Source organism: Rhizobium sp. BK008 (genome assembly GCF_014197345.1).
Lineage (GTDB): Bacteria > Pseudomonadota > Alphaproteobacteria > Rhizobiales > Rhizobiaceae > Rhizobium > Rhizobium anhuiense.
Genome location: NZ_JACIFK010000012.1, coordinates 64,875 through 85,931, shown reverse-complemented (window position 1 = coordinate 85,931; position 21,057 = coordinate 64,875). Strand labels below are relative to the sequence as shown.

The 21,057-nt window shown below is 61.7% G+C and carries 11 protein-coding genes and 3 pseudogenes; 13 read left to right on the top strand and 1 reads right to left on the bottom strand.

From position 1 onward, the window contains the following. The first annotated feature begins 16 nt into the window (after positions 1–16). From glpK to FHT69_RS31735, 12 genes and pseudogenes are all read left to right on the top strand, one after another. Entirely contained in the window at positions 17–1,519 is a 1,503-nt protein-coding gene (gene glpK / locus FHT69_RS31785) for a glycerol kinase GlpK (protein ID WP_183845350.1), read from the top strand. Positions 1,520–1,536: 17 nt separating this feature from the next. Next, on the top strand, positions 1,537–3,072 hold the full coding sequence (glpD, locus tag FHT69_RS31780) for a glycerol-3-phosphate dehydrogenase (RefSeq protein WP_183845351.1): 1,536 nt from the start codon (positions 1,537–1,539) through the stop codon (positions 3,070–3,072). 65 nt (positions 3,073–3,137) lie between these two features. Continuing rightward, entirely contained in the window at positions 3,138–5,096 is a 1,959-nt protein-coding gene (acs, locus tag FHT69_RS31775; RefSeq protein ID WP_183845352.1) for an acetate--CoA ligase, read from the top strand. 23 nt (positions 5,097–5,119) lie between these two features. Further along, the gene (locus FHT69_RS31770; RefSeq protein WP_183845353.1) at positions 5,120–5,704 is read left to right on the top strand and encodes an adenylate kinase; all 585 of its coding nucleotides are present in this window, start codon (positions 5,120–5,122) and stop codon (positions 5,702–5,704) included. Between the two features lie 644 nt (positions 5,705–6,348). Beyond that, positions 6,349–7,890, top strand: a pseudogene (locus tag FHT69_RS31765) (methyl-accepting chemotaxis protein); the annotation flags it as partial. A gap of 213 nt (positions 7,891–8,103) precedes the next feature. Continuing rightward, positions 8,104–8,649: pseudogene (locus tag FHT69_RS34405) on the top strand (hypothetical protein); the annotation flags it as partial. 25 nt (positions 8,650–8,674) lie between these two features. Further along, positions 8,675–8,782 (top strand): annotated as a pseudogene (locus FHT69_RS31760) (ornithine cyclodeaminase); the annotation flags it as partial. A 49-nt stretch (positions 8,783–8,831) separates the two neighbouring features. After that, positions 8,832–9,020: a LuxR C-terminal-related transcriptional regulator gene (locus FHT69_RS31755; protein WP_246712989.1), complete on the top strand. Its 189-nt coding sequence runs from the start codon at positions 8,832–8,834 to the stop codon at positions 9,018–9,020. A 587-nt stretch (positions 9,021–9,607) separates the two neighbouring features. Beyond that, positions 9,608–9,784, top strand: a complete 177-nt coding sequence (locus FHT69_RS31750) for a hypothetical protein (RefSeq protein WP_042119556.1) — start codon at positions 9,608–9,610, stop codon at positions 9,782–9,784. Positions 9,785–9,982: 198 nt separating this feature from the next. Then, positions 9,983–11,014: a DUF3991 and toprim domain-containing protein gene (locus tag FHT69_RS31745; protein ID WP_183845355.1), complete on the top strand. Its 1,032-nt coding sequence runs from the start codon at positions 9,983–9,985 to the stop codon at positions 11,012–11,014. Positions 11,015–11,077: 63 nt separating this feature from the next. After that, entirely contained in the window at positions 11,078–11,683 is a 606-nt protein-coding gene (locus FHT69_RS31740; protein ID WP_183845356.1) for a DUF1419 domain-containing protein, read from the top strand. Positions 11,684–11,829: 146 nt separating this feature from the next. Next, positions 11,830–16,929, top strand: a complete 5,100-nt coding sequence (locus tag FHT69_RS31735) for a helicase-related protein (RefSeq protein ID WP_183845357.1) — start codon at positions 11,830–11,832, stop codon at positions 16,927–16,929. Between the two features lie 267 nt (positions 16,930–17,196). On the opposite strand, the gene FHT69_RS31730 is transcribed toward FHT69_RS31735, so the two are convergent. Continuing rightward, positions 17,197–18,900, bottom strand: coding sequence for a phospholipase D-like domain-containing protein (locus FHT69_RS31730; RefSeq protein WP_183845358.1), 1,704 nt, complete (start codon positions 18,898–18,900; stop codon positions 17,197–17,199). 395 nt (positions 18,901–19,295) lie between these two features. Between FHT69_RS31730 and FHT69_RS31725 the strand changes: the two genes are divergently transcribed. Beyond that, a complete protein-coding gene (locus FHT69_RS31725; RefSeq protein WP_183845359.1) occupies positions 19,296–21,035 on the top strand; it encodes a ParB/RepB/Spo0J family partition protein in 1,740 nt (579 codons plus the stop codon). Positions 21,036–21,057 lie beyond the last annotated feature (22 nt).

The following is a 21,057-nucleotide window of genomic DNA, read 5'->3' as shown; positions in this document are numbered from 1 at the left end:
AAGATTTGAGGCTTCCATGACCGGCTATGTTCTGGCGATCGACCAGGGGACAACGTCCTCCCGTGCCATCGTTTACGGCCCCGATGCCCAGCCGATCGCGATCGATCAAAAAGAGATATCGCAGTCGTTTCCGAAGTCCGGCTGGGTCGAGCACAACGCCTCAGAAATATGGGAGTCTGTGCTTGAGACCTCTCGCAATGCTCTGAAGCGGGCAGGCATCGAGGCGCGGGACGTTGCGGCAATCGGCATCACAAACCAACGCGAAACATGCCTTGTCTGGGAGCGGTCGACGGGAAAGCCGATCCATCCTGCAATCGTCTGGCAGGACCGGCGGACCTACGGCGCCTGCGAGGTCCTGCGCGCAGATGGGTTTGGTCCGCTGATTCAAGAAAAAACCGGTCTTCTGCTCGATCCCTATTTTTCCGCCACGAAGATCGCCTGGATCCTCGACAATGTCGGGGGCGCGCGGCGCGCGGCTGAGAATGGCCAGTTGCTGTGCGGCACGATCGACACGTATCTGACCTGGATGCTCACAGGCGGCGCTGTGCACGCAACGGACGCGACCAACGCGTCACGCACGGCCTTGTTCGACATCCGCGAGAACCGCTGGGATGATGAATTGCTGGGCGCCTTCAGAGTGCCGCGGGCTCTCTTGCCTGAAGTCAAGGATTGTGCTGACGATTTCGGCCAGACGATTGCCGGCCACTTCGGCGCTCAAATTCCGATCCGGGCGCTTGCGGGCGACCAGCAGGCCGCCTTGATCGGCCAGGCCTGCCTCAAACCCGGGATGCTCAAATCGACCTATGGCACGGGATGCTTCGTGGTCCTGAATACCGGCGATCAGATCGTCCGGTCGTCCAACCGCCTCCTCTCGACCATTGGATATCGCCTCAATGGCAAAACGACCTACGCGCTTGAGGGCTCGATCTTCATGGCGGGTGCTGCGGTTCAATGGCTGAGAGATTCCTTGAAGCTTATCAAGGAAGCCGACGAAACCGGCCGACTTGCGCATCTGGCTGACGAACAGGAAGACGTCTATCTGGTGCCGGCATTCACCGGCCTTGGCGCGCCGCACTGGAATTCGCAAGCCCGTGGCGCGATTTTTGGCCTGACGAGAGGCACAGGGATCGCAGAGCTTTCTCGGGCGACCCTGGAATCCGTCTGCTACCAGACGCGCGACCTCCTCGAGGCAATGGCCTGCGACTACCCGATGGAGGTGAGGGGCGCGACCCTTCGCGTCGACGGCGGCCTGTCGGGTAGCGATTGGGCCATGCAGGCTTTGGCCGATTGCCTGGGAAGCGTCATCGAGCGATCGCAAAGCCAGGAAGCGACTGCATACGGTGTTGCGGCACTGGCTGGCTCGCAGGCCGGCGTCTGGCCCGACCTTCAAAACTTTGCCGCGAACTGGAAGGCGAAAAGCAGGTTCACCCCCAACCTCAACACTGACGAGCGCGCACGACGCTATCGGAAATGGCGCGCTGCCGTTGCAAGCACGCTTTCCTACGCGGCAACGGCGTGACGTCACGGGAGATCGATATGGAAGATAAGATCCACGACCTGTTCGTGATCGGTGGCGGTATCAACGGCTGCGGGATCGCACGTGATGCGGTTGGTCGCGGCTATTCGGTGGCGCTGGCGGAGATGAACGACTTCGCTTCCGGCACCTCGTCTGGCGCCACCAAGCTCATCCATGGCGGCTTGCGCTATCTCGAACACTACGAGTTCAGGCTGGTGCGTGAATCGCTGATGGAGCGCGAGGTGCTCTGGGCGATGGCGCCGCACATCATCTGGCCGATGCGCTTCGTGCTGCCCTACCAAAAGGGCGGCATCCGTCCGGCCTGGCTGATCCGGCTTGGGCTCTTCCTTTATGACCATCTTGGCGGCCGCAAGCTGCTGCCGCCGACTGCGGTGCTTGACATGCGCCGCGACGAGGCGGCCAAACCGCTGAAGGCGCTCTTCACTAAGGCCTTCGAATATTCTGACGGTTGGGTCGACGATGCCCGCCTCGTGGTCTTGAACGCCCGCGATGCTGCCGACAAGGGCGCGCTGATCATGCCGCGCACCAAGGTGGTCTCGGCACGGCGCGAGAATGGGCTCTGGACGATCGAGACGGTGGATACGGTCTCCGGGATCGCGACGGTTCACCGCGCGCGCATGCTCGTCAACGCGGCCGGTCCCTGGGTCGACCATGTCATCCGAGGCGCCTTCGGCAAGAACGAGTCCCGCAATGTGCGCCTCGTCCAGGGCAGTCATATCGTCGTCAAAAAGAAGTTCGAAGGGCCGCGCGCCTACTTTTTCCAAAATCCCGACAATCGCATCATCTTCGCCATTCCCTATGAGGACGAGTTCACGCTGATCGGCACCACCGATCGCGACTTTAGCGGCGATCCGAAGGATGTCAGAATCTCACAAGAGGAGACGGACTATCTCTGCAAGGCGGCCAGCGAATATTTCAAGGAGCCAGTCAGGCAGGACGATATCGTCTGGACCTATTCAGGGATACGCCCACTTTTCAACGATGGCGCCACGAAGGCGCAGGAGGCGACGCGCGACTATGTGCTGAAGCTTGATGGCTTCGTCGGCAGCGAGGTCAACAGGGCTCCGCTCCTCAACATCTTCGGCGGCAAGCTCACCACCTACCGGCGTCTGGCGGAACATGCGCTGGAGAAGGTCGGCGAGGCGATCGGCGTCAAGGGCGCCCCCTGGACCGCCAAGAGCCATCTGCCGGGCGGCGACTTTCCGGTTCAAGGCTACGAGGCGGAGGTCACCAAGCTTCACACGGCCTATCCGTTCCTCGCGGCTTCACATGCGCGCCGGCTTGTCCGCCGCTATGGCACGAAGGCATCCGTCCTTCTCGGCACTGCCAAGAAGATCGAGGATCTCGGCCGGCATTTCGGGTCGGACCTCTACGAAGCCGAAGTGCTTTACCTGATGGAGCACGAATGGGCACGCACAACGAGTGACATTCTCTGGAGACGCTCGAAGAAGGGGCTGCATCTCAGCCACAGCGAAGTGTCCCTTCTTGATAGTTTCATCTTTGAGGTCGTCCAGCGGCAGGTTGCCGCGCAGTGAGATTTTTTGGCGGGCAATGGCGCATCGATCCTGTCGGCCGGCCGACTGACGTTTGAGGAGTTTTAATGTCGGAAAAGATATACCCGGTTACCAAGCCGGTGCAGAGCTATGCGCTGATCGACAAGGCCGAGTACCAGGAATGGTACGAGGAAAGCGTCGGCAGCCCTGAGCAGTTCTGGGGCAAGCACGGCAAGCGTATCGACTGGTTCAAGCCCTACACCAGCGTAAAGGACACCTCGTTTACCGGCGACGTCTCGATCAAATGGTTCGAAGACGGTGAGACCAATGTCGCCTACAACTGCATCGATCGGCACCTGGAGACGAGGGGCGATCAGGTCGCCATCATCTGGGAAGGCGATGATCCCTCTGTCGATAAGAGGATCACCTATAACGAACTTTTCGAGCAGGTCTGCCGCTTCGCCAACGTGTTGAAGAAGCATAGTGTCCAGAAGGGCGACCGCGTCACCATCTACATGCCGATGGTGCCGGAAGCGGCCTATGCGATGCTCGCCTGCGCCCGTATCGGCGCGATCCATTCCGTGGTCTTCGGCGGCTTTTCGCCCGAGGCGCTGGGTGGCCGCATCGTCGATTGTGAATCGACCTTTGTCATCACGTGCGACGAGGGCCTGCGCGGCGGCAAGCCGGTTCCGCTGAAGGCCAACGTCGACAAGGCGATCGATATCGCCGCGCGCGGTCATGTCCTGGTCAAGAACGTCCTGGTGATCCGCCGTACCGGTGCGGCGATCGGCTGGGCGCCGGGCCGCGACCTCTGGCATCACGAGGAAGCAGCCTCTGTTTCGGCGGAGTGCCCGCCCGAGCCGATGAGGGCCGAGGATCCGCTTTTCATCCTCTACACCTCCGGTTCGACCGGCAAACCCAAGGGCGTTCTCCACACGACCGGCGGCTATCTCGTCTATGCCTCGATGACCCATGAATATGTGTTCGACTACCAGCACGGCGATATCTACTGGTGCACGGCCGATGTCGGCTGGGTCACCGGCCACTCCTATATCGTCTACGGGCCGCTTGCCAATTGCGCGACGACGCTGATGTTCGAGGGAATTCCGACCTTCCCGGATGCCGGCCGTTTCTGGGACGTGATCGACAAGCACAAGGTCAACATCTTTTACACCGCCCCGACGGCAATCCGTTCGCTGATGGGCACCGGCGATGATTTCGTCAAACGCTCAAGCCGTTCAAGCCTGCGGCTTCTCGGCTCGGTCGGCGAGCCGATCAATCCGGAAGCCTGGGAATGGTATTATCACACTGTCGGCGACGGGCGCTGCCCGATCGTCGACACCTGGTGGCAGACGGAAACCGGCGGCATCATGATCACGCCGCTGCCGGGCGCGACCGACCTCAAGCCCGGCTCCGCCACCCGCCCCTTCTTCGGCATCAAGCCGGAGCTCGTGGATGCGGAAGGCAAGCTTATCGAAGGTGCCGCCGACGGCAATCTGTGCATCGCCGACAGTTGGCCCGGTCAGGCACGTTCGGTCTATGGCGACCACGCGCGCTTCATCCAGACCTACTTCTCCACCTACGAGGGCAAATATTTCACCGGCGACGGCTGTCGCCGTGATGCCGACGGCTATTATTGGATCACCGGTCGCGTCGATGACGTTCTCAACGTCTCAGGCCACCGGCTCGGGACGGCGGAAGTCGAGTCCGCTCTGGTTTCGCATTACCTTGTCTCCGAGGCAGCCGTCGTCGGCTTTCCACACAACATCAAGGGCCAAGGCATCTACTGCTATGTCACGCTGATGGCCGGCAGTGAGGGGTCCGAGGAGTTGCGTCAGCAACTGGTCAAGCATGTCCGCGCGGAAATCGGACCGATCGCTTCGCCGGACAAGATCCAGTTCGCGCCGGGCCTGCCGAAGACCCGCTCGGGAAAGATCATGCGCCGCATCCTGCGCAAGATCGCTGAGGACGATTTCGGTGCACTGGGGGATACCTCGACGCTTGCCGATCCGGCTGTCGTCGATGATCTGATCGCCAACCGGCAGAACAGGGTCGAGGCAGCGTGAGACCGAAGGAAAGGACTTATCCCATGAGATTGATACTGATGGGCCCGCCCGGGTCCGGCAAGGGCACCCAAGCCAAGCGCATCTGCGAAAAGCTCGGCATCCCTCATCTGTCGACGGGCGACATCCTTCGGGCCGAGGTAAAGGCGGAGACGCCTCTTGGGTGCACGGTCGCGGCGACCATGGCAGCCGGCGGCCTCGTTTCCGACGATACCGTCTCGGCGATCGTTGCCAACCGGCTTGCCGGTCCGGAAGCTGAGCGCGGCTTTGTGCTCGACGGGTTCCCGCGCACGATCGTGCAGGCTGCCGCGTTGGATCAATCGCTCGGGGAGCGTTCCTTGACGGCCGTCATCGAACTCGTCGTCCCGGAGGAAGAACTCTACGACCGCATCTGCCGAAGAGCGGCACAGTCCGCCGGCGCGCAACGCGCCGATGACAATGCCGCGACGTTGGAACTGCGCCTCCAAGCGTATCGGGCCGAGACCCTTTCGGTCAGTGAATTTTACAAGGATCGGTCGCCGTACTTTCAGGTTGACGGTCTTGCCGCTCCTCAGGACGTGACCGCCCGGATTCTGGAAATCCTGGAGACGGCCGCGACGGAATATTCATGAAACATTACTAATTCGAGATCGATTTTACCGGATATTCATTCACTCAGAATAATTATTATTGGACTCGTTATCTTGGGTGGAGAATCATGAGCATTCATTTTGACTTCCTGCTATTGCGCGGACCGATCCGGACCAAAATCTTCTGCCTGCTGACGCCGATACTTGTCGGCATCGCGGGCTTGAGCCTCGTCAACTATCTTTCCGGCAACATGCTGAATACCCAGCTTGCGAGCAGCTCGAGCGGGATGGTCACGCTGTCGGCGATCAAGCAGGCTCAGGACGGGATGAACTCCTTCCTGCTCGAGGCGACGGAGGCCAAGCGCGATGCGCTGAAGGCGCTGCTCGCCGACCAGAGCGCCAAGATATCGACGAGCTTGTCCTTCGCTCAGGAACCGGATGAACGACAGAGCCTGCTTGCCGCCGGGACGATTGCCGAAGAGGTTTCAAAGACGATCGACGGTCTCTGGGAAATGCACAGCGACGAAAGGCAACTTCGGGAGGGGATTTCCAGCGATCTCTCAACCTTGTCGGATGTGCAGTCCAAACTGCAAACCTATTTGAACATCCCCGCTGACCAAGCGGCAGCACAAGCGGCGACGGCGGAAACGCTGAACAAGATCAATTCCATGAACTATGAACTTCGGATCGCCTCCTCCGATTTTCTAGGTGGCATGAATGAAGACACGCTCAAGAAGGTAAAAGGTCGCCTCAAAGGGCTAGGCTTGTATCTCGGTAAGGTGAAAGAACAGCACGCGGCCAACGGTCCCATCCAGGAATTGTCCGATAAGGCCGTTGCGGTGATTGGTCAGGCGCAGGAGGCATTCGATCAGTTCCTCGTCAAGGTCGGGGCTCGTGACGCGGCATTCAAGGCGGCGAGCGCCAGGATGAACGACTCTTGGAACAAGATCCTCGAGTTCGCTCAAGTCCAGCGTGATCATGCCTCCGCCGCACAGGATCAGGCGCAATATATATCCGTCGTGACGACCGTGCTTGCCCTGCTCTTCGGTTGCATCGCTGCTTTCCTGCTGCTCAGAACCCTCAAGTCTCCGATCGAAGCGCTGACTGCATCGATGAAGGCGGTTGCGTCCGGAAAACTCGACGAAAAGATCGGCAGCGTCGAAAAGCGCGACGAGATCGGCGAAATGGCAAGAGCGTTGGACGTATTCCGTAACAACGCGCTCGAAAAGATCCGCATCGAAAGTGAGGCGGAACAGTCGCGGTCGCTCGCGCGGCAACAACGCCAAGAAGACGATTTGCGAAAGAGCCGCGATGCGGCTGCGATCAGCAGCGCGGTCGAGGCGGTTGCGTCCGGCTTGCACAAACTCGCGAGCGGAGACCTGACGGTGACCATCGCTCGTCCTCTCGACGGAGAGCTCGACCAGCTTCGACAGGATTTCAACGGTTCGATGACGCGGCTGCAGGCGACGATGCGCCAGATCCGCGACAATGTCGAAATGATCCAGGGCAATGGCAACCAGATGGCGGAGGCGGCTGAAGACCTTGCCAAGCGGACCGAGCAGCAGGCTGCCTCGCTCGAGGAAACGGCGGCCGCCGTCGACGAGATCACGGTCACGGTTCGCTCGTCAGCGGAGCGTGCCAAGGACGCCGACCAGATCGTTCGCCAGGCCAAGCGGAGCGCAGACGACTCGGCTATCGTCGTCAACAATGCGATCGACGCGATGGGCCGCATCGAAGAAGCCTCCCGCGAGATCGAACAGATCACCGGTGTGATCGACGAGATCGCCTTTCAGACCAATCTGCTGGCGCTCAACGCCGGCGTCGAGGCAGCCCGTGCCGGAGAGGCCGGCAAAGGCTTTGCCGTCGTAGCCCAGGAGGTGCGCGAACTCGCGCAACGTTCCGCCAAGGCAGCCAAGGAGATCAAGGTCCTCATCAACAAGTCGACAGCCGAGGTCAACACAGGCTCGCACCTGGTTCAGGAAACCGGGGCGGTGCTGGCGAAGATCAGCACGCAGATTGTCACGATCAGCCAGCATGTCGAGACGATTGCCCGCGGCAGCCACGATCAGTCGAGCGCGCTGCAGGGCGTCAACGCGACCGTCAATCAGATGGATCAAATGACACAGCACAATGCGGCCATGGTCGAGGAGACGACGGCCGCGAGCCGCGAACTCGCCTCCCAGGCCGACAGCCTGCTGGCCCTGGTCCAGCAGTTCAAGATCGAAGGAAATGGACGAGACATGGGTTTTGTAACGGCGAGTGTCGCTGAGGCCGACCAAACGTCGCACCCGGTTTCCGGCGGCGCCGGCACGCTGGTGCAGTTTCCACCCACCCAACGCTCCGCATGAGACAGCCGCTGTGCTGCGAATGGCGCATGACAATGGCGTTCGCAAACAGCGGTGAAACCAATTCACTAGTCAAAGACAGGCCGAGTATCGACAATGACGATAACACTGGACATGGAACTGGGCGCCTATCTACGCGAGAGGAAGGTCGATCCCGCTCTTGCAGCCTTGATGGAAAGCATCGCCGCCTCTGCGGTCGTGGTGGCCGACCAGCTCAAGGAAGCGGCGTTTCAGAACCAGGTCGGCAGCGCCGGCACTACGAACGTCCAGGGTGAAGATCAGAACCTCCTAGACGTTCTGGCCGACCGCGTGTTTCGGGAAACATGCGCCAGCGCCAACTCGCTTGCCGCATATGTTTCCGAGGAGGTCGAGGACGTCGCGTGGCTGAAGACCCCGTCCGCGGGAGACCTCATCCTTTATGTTGATCCTCTCGACGGTTCGTCCAACCTCGAGGTGAGCCTCTCAGTCGGTTCGATCTTTGCCGTCGGCCAGGTCCTGTCGGATGACGATCGCAATGTCTTGCGAAAGGGCCGCGACTATCTCTGCGCGGGATATGCCATCTACGGTCCGTCGACGCTGCTGGTGATCACGTTCGGCCTCGGCGTCGTCGGCTTCACGCTCGATCCGTCCGACGGGCAATTCAAGCTCACCCATGCACGCATGCGCATATTCGCCGCAGACCTGGATCGAAGGCGATATTCAGCAGCTTCCACGTTCGCACCCCGTTACCGAGCTTTGGCAGGTCATGACCGGTGACGCGACGGGGCGCGCCGGTGTCTAAGAGCAACCTTGATAGGGCGAGGGTTTTGCATATGAAAATGCGAATGCTCTCGCCGCTCGAACTGACATGTCTACGATGGGTTGCACAGGGTAAGGCAGCGGCCCAAATTGCACAGATCGAAGGGAAAAGCATCAACGAAATCGAGGGGTATTTTGAGCGGGCAGTCCGGTCGCTCGGCGCCACGTCAATAGAAGCGGCCGTTGAGAAGGCAAACCTCAAGAAATCCGATTGATACGAATTGAAACCGGCTTCAGGCTTTGCAAGCCGCCTTCCACGAGTTCAAAGGCACGGTCCACCGTAGGGTCATCGCCGAACGATCCGGCTCAAATTTGCTCGAAAGGCTTCGCTCTGCATCCCAACTCTCGTTGATGCCGATGACGCAGGTAGTGTTGGATAACCCACATGGGACATCCTGTCGGCAAGCCTACGCGAAAACTTCGTCAGGACCCCTCAGGATGCGCCGCGAGTGAGGGTCCAAGAGCATCGCGCAGAAAAGATCCGTGAGCGAGCACCATTTGCCCTCCTGTGCCTTAGTGTCGCCATCGGCGATCCCATGATCAAACCGGTCTACAGCAGCAAGCAGGCGGGACATGCAAGAGAGATAGTGCCGAAACGTATTGGCCATCGGAAGCAAGCCAATCCCGCTCTCTTTTGATGGCGTCCTGGCTCGGTTCCGGATCTTCCACGATCAACCCATAAAGGGTCCGCTAGCAAGCTGCGGCCGCCGCCGCTTCGCGTCGCGGTGATCGCGCCCGGACCCCGAGCCTTTTGAGGAGCCATCGAGCGGGAATTGGCCCGCTCCCGAAGGAGCCCTCTCAAATGTCGCACGATCTATCTCTCGCCCAGTCCCACGCCTTCCAGCTGTCCCGTGACCTGATGGTCCCGGTCACCCTCTTCGAGGTCGACGGCGAATACGGCGTCCTTCCGTCCGACGAGATCGACGCCGACGACGATCTGGCGATCGTGCACGAGTATATGCCCTGGCCGGCTCATTGAGCCGGCGCCGCCTGGGTGCCCCTTGCGAGCGGCAGGCCGCAAGGGAAGCTTCGCCGCGTCCGATGTCAGCTTGCATGATCCGACAATTGTCAGCCGCGCCCTTGCAGTCTTTGCTCTTCGGGGCCTGCCGAAAGGCGTGCGTGAACCTACGGGCAGGCAAGGACTATGGAGGCCGATCGCCGGGCGATCGGAAGGAAAATGAAGAGAAGAGAGATAGAAGGGCTCCGCGAGCGGGTCAGTTGTGCGGCAGTGCTTGAGCATGCCGGGTTTGCAATAGACGCGAAGGAAAGCACGCGGCGGGCGGTCAAGTTCCGCCGCGGCGGCGAGATCATCATCGTCACCTGTGAAGGGCGCGGATGGTTCGATCCTTTGTCCGAAGCGAAAGGCGATGTGTTCCGGCTCGTCGAGAATCTCGATCGCGTCGGTTTTCTCGAAGGCGCAGAACGGGTCGCGGCTCTGGTCGGCTTTCAGATCACGGAGCCGGAGTGGCAGCCGGCGAAAGATGGCGCGAGATGCGACCTCTCTCTTCCCGATCGGTGGCAGTCCCGCCGCCGTCCCTGGCCGGGTTCCGCGTCATGGCGATATCTCAACGGCGAGCGCTGCCTGCCAGCGAACGTGCTGCGGACGGCGATCAAAGGCGACCTTCTGCGCGAAGGTCCGCAAGGTAGCATGTGGGCGGCGCACCGGGATAAGGCCGGGGTTTTAACCGGCTGGGAAGCGCGCGGTCCGCAATACCGGGGTTTTGCGTCCGGAGGAACCAAGGTTCTTTTTCGTTTCGGTTCGGATAGCGCAGTGCGCCTGGCTGTGACGGAAGCCGCGATCGATGCCATGAGCCTCGCGGCGATCGAAGGTTCGCATGAGGGCACGCTTTATCTCAGCACCGGCGGCGGATGGTCGCCGGCGACGGAGGCAGCGTTGCGCGAGTTGGCCGCGAAACCGGGCGTCCAGATGGTTGCCGCAACGGACGCCAATCCACAGGGCGACATGTTTGCCGAACGGCTGCGGACGCTTGCCGACGATGCAGGTTGCGACTGGTCGCGCCTTCGCCCCCCGGCGGACGACTGGAACGAGGCCCTGAAGATCAGGGAAAAGGAAAAGAGGGAAACGATGGAAGGAGGAGGCGTGCCGCATGCGCGCCGTCCGCGTCAAGGGAAGCTTTGCCCGGCGGAGCCGGCCCTTGACCCCGGCAGCTGCGATGCCGGCGGCCCGGAAGTGGTCATGAAGGACTGACGAGGAAGGCAAGGTCGAGAGGACCGTGCCACGCTTCGGTCCGAAACCCCGAAGGAGCCGCAGATGAACCCCTCTCCCGCAATCCGAAAAGTCTTCCAGGGCGTCGCAAGCCGACCGCAGATGTTCCGCATGTTCGACCGTCATCATCAACGACTCAACCGCTGGGACGGCGACGCGACGCGGCGCTACGCCGGCGAATGGTTCGAGATCGGCGAGGCCGAGCACGACTACATGTTCGAAATCCTGCCGCCGCTCTGGATTCGCGGCTCGATGTTTGCGATGCGCGAGTTCCTGACCGGCTCGGTGACCTCAGTGTTCTTCGCACTCCGGATCGACGAGGCGATCCGCTATTTTCACGGCTATTGCGACCTTGCCGATCAAGCCTCCGTCGAAACCATCCGCCTTGCGATTATCGAGCGCGAGAGCCGCCCGGTTCGGGCCATGACGCGCGCGGAACGCCTCGAGCACATCTGGAGCAGTACGGCGGACGACTATCGCGGCTTTGCGGGCGAGCGCTGGCCAGAGGCTTCGCGCGGCAAGCGCACCCTGATGATCTACGGCGGTAAAGGCGGCGCCGTTCGAAAGCTGCTGGAAGACCTCAGCGACGACGAGATCGCCGCCAAGCTGCCGGTACAACTGCGCCACCTCCCCTCGCCGATAGCGGCTTGAGAGTTTCCGATTGCATCCGGGCGCGAAGCAATGGCGCTCGGCCAGCGATAGCCGCGCAGCCCATGCCGGCGGTCCCTTCCACCCCTTCGCGTTCCTCGACTGCCCCTTGCGGCAGATCGATGACGCTCGCTTATAAGGAGCTTTCGATGAGCACCGATCCCTTCACCCTCGATATGTTTGGCAGCAGCGCTTTGTCGTCAGGACTTGGTCTTGGCGTCACGGCGTTCGGCGGTTTTGCCGCCAACGACGACGAGCCCGATCCGACCCCGCCCTCTCCTGCGCCGGCGCGGGCTCTGCCGGCGACCAACCGGCCGGTCCCGCGAAAGCAGGGGCAGCGCGCCAACTTCTATCTCGACGATGGCGACCGCGACCTCGCCGCGACCTGGAAGGAGCGGGCACGCATCAACGTCGCGGCCATCCTCACCGCCAACGAAATCGAGAAGATGAACCTGCCGGCGACCGCGGCCGTGCAGGCGAGGCTGATCCGGTTCACCGGTTTCGGCGCCGGCGAGCTGGCAAACGGCATGTTCCGGCGGCCGGGCGAAACTGATTTCCGCACGGGTTGGGACGACCTTGGGAGCTCACTGGAATCGGCCGTCAACGAGGGCGAATACGCGTCGCTCGCCCGCTGCACCCAATATGCCCACTTCACCCCCGAATTCGTCATCCGGGCGATCTGGAAAGGCTTGCAACGGCTCGGCTGGCGCGGCGGCCGCGTGCTCGAGCCGGGGATCGGAACTGGCCTGTTTCCGGCGCTGATGCCGAAAAAGTATCGCGAAGTAAGCTACGTTACCGGGATCGAGCTCGATCCGGTCACGGCCCGCATCGCGAAACTGCTGCAGCCGAAGGCGCGCATCATCAACGGTGATTTCGCGCGCGCCGACCTCAATGCGATCTACGATCTTGCCATCGGCAATCCGCCCTTCTCCGATCGGACGGTTCGCTCCGACCGGCAATATCGTGCGCTCGGTCTTCGGTTGCACGATTACTTCATTGCCCGATCGATCGATCTCCTGAAGCCGGGCGCCCTGGCCGCCTTTGTCACCAGCGCCGGCACGATGGACAAGGCGGATCGCACCGCATGCGAACACATTGCCAAGACCGCAGACCTGATCGCCGCAATCCGACTGCCCGAAGGCAGTTTTCGGCGTGACGCAGGGACCGACGTCGTGGTCGACATCCTCTTCTTCCGCAAGCGAAAGGCAGGTGAACCGGAAGGCGACCTTTCGTGGCTCGAACTGGAGGAGGTCCGGCCGGCTGCCGAAGACGAGGGAGTGATCCGCGTGAACAGGTGGTTCGCGCGGCATCCGGACTTTGTTCTCGGCGATCATGCCCTGACCTCCGGTCCCTTCGGGGAGACCTATACGTGCCGGCCACGCGCTGGCGAGGAACTAGACGCGGCGCTGACGGCAGCCATCGCCCTTCTTCCGGAAGGCCTTTATGACGGCGAGCCGACCGCCATCGACATCGATCTGGAGGACGAGCTTGCCGAGATCGTCGATCTCAGTCCCGACAATGCCAAGGTGCGCGAAGGCAGCTATTTCATCGATGTCAGGCATGGCCTCATGCAGGTGGTCGACAGCGAGCCTGTTCCGGTTTATGTGCGCAAGGCCCGCAGCGCCGAGGGAATTTCGGAAAAACACGTCCGGATCATTCGCAAACTGATCCCGATCCGCGATGCCGTGCGCGACGTCCTGAAAGCCCAGGAACTGGACCGGCCGTGGCGCGACTGCCAAGTGCGGCTGCGCATCGCCTGGTCGAACTTCGTGCGCGACTTCGGGCCGATCAATCACACCACGGTTATGATCATCGAGGATGAGACGACGGGCGAGGTTCGTGAAACCCATCGCCAGCCGAACCTTTTGCCATTTCGCGATGATCCGGACTGCTGGCTGGTCGCCTCCATCGAGGACTATGACCTCGAAACCGACACCGCCAGGCCCGGGCCGATTTTCTCCGAACGTGTCATCGCGCCCCCTTCTCCGCCCGTCATCACCTCTGCAGCCGATGCCTTGGCCGTCGTCCTCAACGAGCGCGGTCGGGTCGATCTGTATCATATCGCCGAGCTTCTCCATTGCGACACGGATGCGGTTCTCGATGCGCTCGGTGACACGGTTTTTCGCGATCCGGCCGACGGCTCCTGGCAAACTTCGGACGCCTATCTATCCGGCGCTGTGCGCACCAAGCTTGGCGTTGCAGAAGCCGCGGCCGGCCTCGATCCCGCTTATCAGCGCAATGTCCGTGCGCTTCAGGCGGTGCAGCCGGCTGATCTCCGCCCGTCTGATATCACCGCCCGGCTGGGCGCACCGTGGATTTCCGCGGCCGATATCGTCGACTTCGTCCAGGAGACGATGGGCGCGGAGATCAGGATCCATCACATGCCGGAACTCGGCTCATGGACAGTCGAGGCCCGGCAACTCGGATGGACGGCGGCCGGCACATCCGAATGGGGCACCGACCGACGCCACGCCGGCGAGTTGCTCGCCGATGCGCTGAACAGCCGGGTGCCGCAGATCTTCGACGTCTTCAAGGATGCAGACGGCGAGCGGCGCATGCTGAATGTCGTCGATACCGAAGCCGCTCGCGACAAGCTGCAGAAGATCAAGACGGCCTTCCAGAATTGGGTGTGGACCGACCCTGATCGCACCGATCGGCTGGCGCGGGTCTACAACGATCGATTCAATAATATCGCGCCTCGAAAGTTTGACGGCTCCCATCTGAACCTTCCTGGCGCCTCCGGCGCCTTTATTCTTTATGGACACCAGAAACGGGGCATCTGGCGCATCATCTCGTCCGGCTCGACCTATCTCGCCCACGCCGTCGGCGCCGGCAAGACGATGACGATGGCGGCCGCGATCATGGAACAGCGCCGGCTCGGGCTGATCGCCAAGGCGATGCTGGTTGTACCGGGACATTGCCTGGCGCAGGCGGCCCGCGAGTTTCTCGCGCTCTATCCGAACGCCCGCATACTCCTCGCCGACGAGACCAACTTCACCAAGGACAAACGCGCTCGTTTCCTGTCGCGGGCGGCGACGGCGACATGGGATGCTGTTATCATCACCCACTCGGCATTCCGGTTCATCGCTGTGCCGCCGGCGTTTGAACGGCAGATGATCCAGGACGAGCTCGAACTCTACGAGGAACTGCTGACCAAGGTCGACAGCGAGGACCGTGTCTCCCGCAAGCGGCTGGAGAGGCTCAAGGAAGGGCTCAAGGAGCGGCTGGAGGCGCTGTCCACGCGCAAGGACGACCCGTTGACCATTTCCGAAATCGGCGTGGACCAGATTATCGTCGACGAGGCGCAGGAATTCCGCAAGCTTTCCTTTGCCACCAACATGTCGACCCTGAAAGGCATCGATCCGAACGGTTCGCAGCGTGCCTGGGACCTCTATGTCAAGTCTCGCTTCATCGAGACGAGGAACCCCGGCCGCGCTCTGGTTCTCGCCTCCGGCACGCCGATCACCAATACGCTTGGCGAAATGTTCTCGGTCCAACGCCTGCTCGGCTACGCCGCACTGGCCGAACGCGGGCTGCATGAATTCGACGCCTGGGCCTCGACCTTCGGCGATACGACGACGGAACTGGAGATCCAGCCATCAGGCAAATACAAGCCCGTCAGCCGTTTTGCTTCTTTCGTCAATGTGCCGGAGTTGATCGCGATGTTCCGGTCCTTCGCCGACGTGGTTATGCCCGCGGATCTCCGCGACTACGTCAAGGTGCCCGATATCTCGACCGGCCGCCGGCAGATCCTGACGGCCAAGCCGACGCAGGCGTTCAAGAACTACCAGGTGATCCTCGACGCCCGTATCAAGGCGATCGAGATGCGCGAGGGACCGGCACAGCCCGGCGACGACATCCTACTCTCGGTCATCACCGATGGGCGACACGCCGCCATCGATCTCCGCCTGGTCGATGCGAACAATGACAACGAGCCGGACAACAAGCTCAACCTGCTCGTCCAGAACGCCTTCCGTATTTGGCAGGAGACGTCGCAAAGCACGTTTGTGCGACCGGACGGCAAGCCCTTCGATGTCCCAGGCGCGGCGCAGATGATCTTTTCGGATCTCGGCACCATCAATGTCGAGAAAAGCCGCGGCTTTTCCGCTTACCGCTGGATCAGGGACGAGCTCGTCCGCATGGGCGTTCCGTCCAACGAAATCGCCTTCATGCAGGACTACAAGAAGACCGAGGCGAAGCAGCGTCTGTTCGCCGACGTCCGCGCCGGCAAGGTCCGCTTCCTGATTGGCTCGTCGGACACGATGGGGACCGGTGTCAATGCCCAGCTTCGCCTCAAGGCGCTGCATCACCTCGATGTTCCGTGGCTGCCCTCGCAGATCGAACAGCGCGAGGGCCGGATCGTGCGCCAGGGCAACCAGCATGACGAAGTCGATATCTTCGCCTATGCCACCCAGGGCTCGCTTGACGCCTCGATGTGGCAGAACAACGAGCGCAAGGCCCGCTTCATCGCGGCGGCACTCTCAGGCGATACTTCGATCCGCCGGCTCGAAGATCTCGGCGAAGGAGCGGCCAATCAGTTTGCCATGGCCAAGGCGATTGCCAGCGGTGACGAGCGCCTGATGCAGAAGGCGGGGCTCGAGGCGGACATTGCCCGTCTCGAACGGCTGCGTGCCGCCCATGATGACGATCAATACGCTGTGCGCCGGCAGATCCGCGACGCCGAACGCGATATCGAGATCTCGGAGCGGCGGATTGCGGAAATCGGCAAGGATATCGAGCGCCTCGTTCCGGCCGCGGGCGAAGCCTTCGCCATGACTGTCGTAGGCGAGGCCCTCCACGAGCGGAAGGCCGCCGGTCGCGCCCTGATGAAGGAAATCCTCACCCTTGTTCAGCTCCAGCAGGAAGACGAGAGCGTCCTTGCCTCGATCGGGGGCTTCGATCTCGTCTATTCCGGCGAGCGGTTCGGCAGGGACGACGGATATCGCTACACGACCCTTCTCCAGCGCACCGGCGCGGACTACGAGATCGATTTGCCGGTGACCGTGACGCCGCTTGGCGCCATCTCCCGCCTCGAACATGCGCTCGATGGTTTTGACGGCGAGCGGGAGCGCTATCGCCATCGCTTGCAAGATGCGCGCAGGCGCCTTGCCTCCTTCCGTTCGCGCGAAGGCGGCCTGTTCGCATTCGCGGATGAGCTTGCCGACAAGCGCCGGCAGCTTCGCGACGTCGACGAGTCACTGGCCGTCGCAGCACGCGAGGAACACGCAACGGAGTCGAAAGCCGCTTGAGGTTTGCGCCAGTCTGGATCGCCGCGGTTCGCGGAATGGTTTTAGAAGCAGCGCAGCATTCGCATAGCTGCATTGCACAATAAATGGCTTTCGCTTGGTCAAAAAACGTTCATACTGCACGTAGCTGATGCATTGGCGGTCTCCTCCCAGTTCCGCCGCACCAGCTGTTCCCCTCTGGAGGTTAATTGACCTTCACACTTTATGGGCCGCGGTCTTCCGCTGGCCCATTTTTTTGTTCGGCTCATCGTTTGGTCTCCAGACGCAGCCTCAAGCCTCCGGGCGCCAGAAGGCCAGCATACGCTTGGTTTCGCCGGTCGTGCGCCGGCGCTGCCATTTGGGATCGCGCGACAGAAATTGAAACGGATCCCTGTTTTCCCGCTCAGCCTCTTCGAGATAAGCCCGCCAGCGATAGTGGTTATAGGTCTGCACCGCATTGATCGCATAGTGCATCGCGATCTCCCGGTGACCGCGGATCACGATGAAGTTCTCGTCGTTGTCGCGGCTCGCCGACTTCGAAAAGTTGTGCGATCCCGTGACCACGATGGGATCGCCGCTGAAGGGGTCGATCACCAGCACCTTCGAATGCGTGATAGCGTGGCCGATACTGTTCCTGAACTCGTTCGCTGTTCCCTCGACCGCCCATCGGCCGATGGACATGTCCACGCCGGTTGCCTGGGCGGTGTCGAGGAAGAACTGCTCGGGCACCTGTTTCAGCAATTTGAAGTCTTCGAGCCCGTTGCTCGTCAATTGCGTTGCGACCCCGCGAACATAGAGATCCTTCTCGCTCTGCATGCGAAGGAGAGTGCGCACCGGTTCGTTGCCGGGCTGGAACATGACGAAGAAAATGCCCTGGCGCGCGCCCTTTACGAGCTCGATCAGTTCCTTGATATCGATCTCGCGGCCGAGTTTGGAAAACCAGCTGTCGACTTTGGCTGCACCGAGCGCAATGTCGCGCTTCGGACTGTTGTTGGAGTCCAACAGGGCGTCCGTGAAGCCGTTTCCGGCGCCTTTGAGGAGCTCGAACTGCGCCTCGAAACGCGTGGCCAGCTCAACATTTTCGATCAGGATGCCGTTATTGAGCTGGGTGCAAAGGCCGGTGGGCGTCCAGTTGAAGCTGCCCGTCCAGACCTTTGCGGCATGAAACAGGTCTCCCTCCCGCTCGCCGATAACGACGAATTTGTTGTGCGCAAGGCCGTCGGGCGCCAGGAACCGGTCGTGAATGACGCAGCCCGCATCGTTTAGACGGGCGCGAGCATCGACATTTTCATCCTCGCCATCCTGCTTGACGCTCCCGTTCGCAAGAACGATGTGGGCGCGACTGCCGATGGCGGCGAGGCCATCGAGCAGTTCCTCGTCGCTGAGTTCGTAAAGGGCTGCGTGAAGCTCGAGCCCTGGCGTGCGCTCCACTTCGCTCATCATGGCGAGAACGGTTTCGCGCAGCGTTCCACCGAGAAAGTTGCGGACGCTGCGGTCGACTTCCTGGCTGATGATGACTGCTTTTTCCTTGAGCTCCTGAAGGGTGATCCCCTTCTCCTTCATGTAGCGCGCCATGAACTGGGAAAGGACAAAGCCCCGGTTGAAATGGACGCTGACCCCGTCGCCGCAATCGGCCGTCAGCCGCAATGTCGGCGACCAGTCGCTCGCCGGCCCGTCCGTCAATTTTCCATCAGTTCCGACGACCCGCGCGATGACGCGGTAGGATATGACATCGCCAAGATCGGCGGCATGATCGGTCCAGTCGTAGCGCTGAAACGGCCATATGTCGGACGGGCGCGACCTCAAGCGTTTGCCATGCGCATCGACCTCGACGTCGTCCTCGAACCCGACGCGATTGGACAGGAATTTCGGCTGCCCGTCGCCGCGCTTGCACTGGATTGCGAAACCGAGGCATCCGGCGATGTCTTCCTGATGCGACCACACCAGGTGAACATCGTCCGCATTCGAAAATACCTTCAACGCGATTTCTGACATCAGAGCCCTCCCCCTTGTTCGATCCATCGGACCGCCAGCGCCGTCGTCACCCCATAGTATAAGCAAGGAATGGTTGTATGTGTGTGACAATGCGTTACTTCAAAGCGGATTTGAAGAAAGAATATTCAATAAGGGAAAAAGAAGGGGTGGGGAAAAAGTGAACCCGTCGCCGATCCGGCAGCCGGGCGCCGCTGACGCTCAACCGCCGCCTCCGCATCCCGGCCACTCGTCCTTCGCAGGGCTGTCAGCCCCGCTCGTTCTTCGCGGCAGCAATGCTCGGCCGCAGTTGCACCCGGCCGCCCGCTCTGCGGTCCGGGAGGTGTCTTCGAAAAGAATGAAGACGCGACAAGGGCAGGCAGAGGGCCGTGTCCAAATCCCCCGAGAAGGAGCATCCCATGCAACTGATGAAGGTCGATCCACGTGCGTTGAAGGACAACCCTGATAACACCCGCCAGTCGAAGTCGACGCCGCAGGCCGACGCCCTGCTTTTGGCGACGATCAAAGCCGTCGGCGTGATCCAGCCGCCGGTCATTTTCCCGGAAGCCGGTGGCAACGGCTACGTCATCGAAGCCGGTCACCGGCGCACCCGCATGGCGATCGCCGCCGGTCTCGAGGAAATCGACGTGATCGTCGTCGAGGCGGCCAACGACAACGGCGCCATGCGCTCGATGGTCGAGAACATCGCGCGCGAGCCGCTCAATCCGGTCGACCAATGGAGGGGCATCGAGCGGCTGGTCGCGCTCGGCTGGACCGAGGAGGCGATCGCCGTGGCGCTCGCGCTTCCCGTCCGCCAGATCCGCAAGCTCCGCCTGCTTGCCAACGTGCTGCCGTCCATGCTCGACCAGATGGCGAAGGGCGACATGCCGAACGAGCAGCAGCTGAGGACGATCGCGGCGGCATCCTCCGAGGAGCAGAAAGAGGTCTGGAAAGCCCACAAACCGAAGAAGGGCGACACAGCGGCCTGGTGGCAAGTCGCCAACGGCCTCTCGAAAACCCGCATGTATGCTCGCGATGCAAGCTTCGGCGACGATCTTCGCCTCGCTTACGGTATCGAATGGGCCGAGGACCTGTTCGGCCCTGCCGATGAGGACAATCGCTACACGACCAACGTCGAAGCCTTTCTCGGCGCACAGCAGGAGTGGATGGCGAGCAACCTTCCGAAGAAGGGGGCGATCGTCGAGGTCAACAATTGGGGTCAGCCGGAACTGCCGAAGAGGGCCGAACGCGTCTACGGCAAGCCGGCCAAGGGCGATTGCACCGCGATGTATCTCGATCGCGACGGCAAAGTGCAGAGCGTCCACTACCGGATGCCGGAGCTAAGGAAAACCGAAGGGCGATCCGGTCTCGCCGGTGCTTCGACGGAGGCCGATGACGGCACAGATGCCGTCGGCAAGACCAGGCCGGAGGTCACGCAGAAGGGCCAGGACATGATCGGAGATTTCCGTACCGATGCGCTGCATGAGGCGCTCGCCAGGGCGCCGATCGAGGACGACATGCTGATGGCGCTACTGGTCATGGCTTTTGCCGGCACCAATGTTCGGGTCGATTCCGGCGCCAACGACACCGTGTTCGGGCCGAAGCGTTTCCAGCGTCATGTCGCGCGCCTTTATTCCGCAGACGGAAGGTTGTCGTTCGACATGGACAGCCTACGTGTCGCCGCCCGCTCCGTTCTGATCGACGTGCTCTCGTGCCGGCGCGGCATGTCGAACAGTGGCATCGTCTCGCGCATTGCCGGTAACGCAATCGGCGCGGATGGTTTCCTTCCGAATATGGGGACCGAGGATTTCCTGCTTTGCCTGTCGCGTCAGGCGCTTGAAGCTGCCGCCAAGTCGGTCAATCTCGTCCCGCGGGCGCGGGTCCGCGAAACCCGTGCGGCACTCGTCGATCACTTCGCGGCCGATGCTGCCTTCGTCCTTCCGGCGGCGCTGTTTGCGCCTGACCCGAAGGACATCGCAGCTCTCATGAAGCACGCCGACGATCTCGCCGGCGACGACAGCGACGGTGCTGAGGGCGAGAGCTTCGTTGTCGACGAGCGCGATCCAACGGAGACGGGGCATGACGATCCCGCCGCCGACCCGGTGAGTGATGCCGCCTCCGACGAGGAGGAAACCGCCTACGGCATCGCGGCGGAATAGCCGCCGCCCCGTCCTTCTCCGC

Coding starts and splice junctions, on each gene's coding strand:
- glpK (WP_183845350.1), top strand. CDS start 17: ATGACCGGCTATGTTCTGGCGATCGACCAGGGGACAACGTCCTCCCGT.
- glpD (WP_183845351.1), top strand. CDS start 1,537: ATGGAAGATAAGATCCACGACCTGTTCGTGATCGGTGGCGGTATCAAC.
- acs (WP_183845352.1), top strand. CDS start 3,138: ATGTCGGAAAAGATATACCCGGTTACCAAGCCGGTGCAGAGCTATGCG.
- FHT69_RS31770 (WP_183845353.1), top strand. CDS start 5,120: ATGAGATTGATACTGATGGGCCCGCCCGGGTCCGGCAAGGGCACCCAA.
- FHT69_RS31755 (WP_246712989.1), top strand. CDS start 8,832: ATGCTCTCGCCGCTCGAACTGACATGTCTACGATGGGTTGCACAGGGT.
- FHT69_RS31750 (WP_042119556.1), top strand. CDS start 9,608: ATGTCGCACGATCTATCTCTCGCCCAGTCCCACGCCTTCCAGCTGTCC.
- FHT69_RS31745 (WP_183845355.1), top strand. CDS start 9,983: ATGAAGAGAAGAGAGATAGAAGGGCTCCGCGAGCGGGTCAGTTGTGCG.
- FHT69_RS31740 (WP_183845356.1), top strand. CDS start 11,078: ATGAACCCCTCTCCCGCAATCCGAAAAGTCTTCCAGGGCGTCGCAAGC.
- FHT69_RS31735 (WP_183845357.1), top strand. CDS start 11,830: ATGAGCACCGATCCCTTCACCCTCGATATGTTTGGCAGCAGCGCTTTG.
- FHT69_RS31730 (WP_183845358.1), bottom strand. CDS start 18,900: ATGTCAGAAATCGCGTTGAAGGTATTTTCGAATGCGGACGATGTTCAC.
- FHT69_RS31725 (WP_183845359.1), top strand. CDS start 19,296: ATGCAACTGATGAAGGTCGATCCACGTGCGTTGAAGGACAACCCTGAT.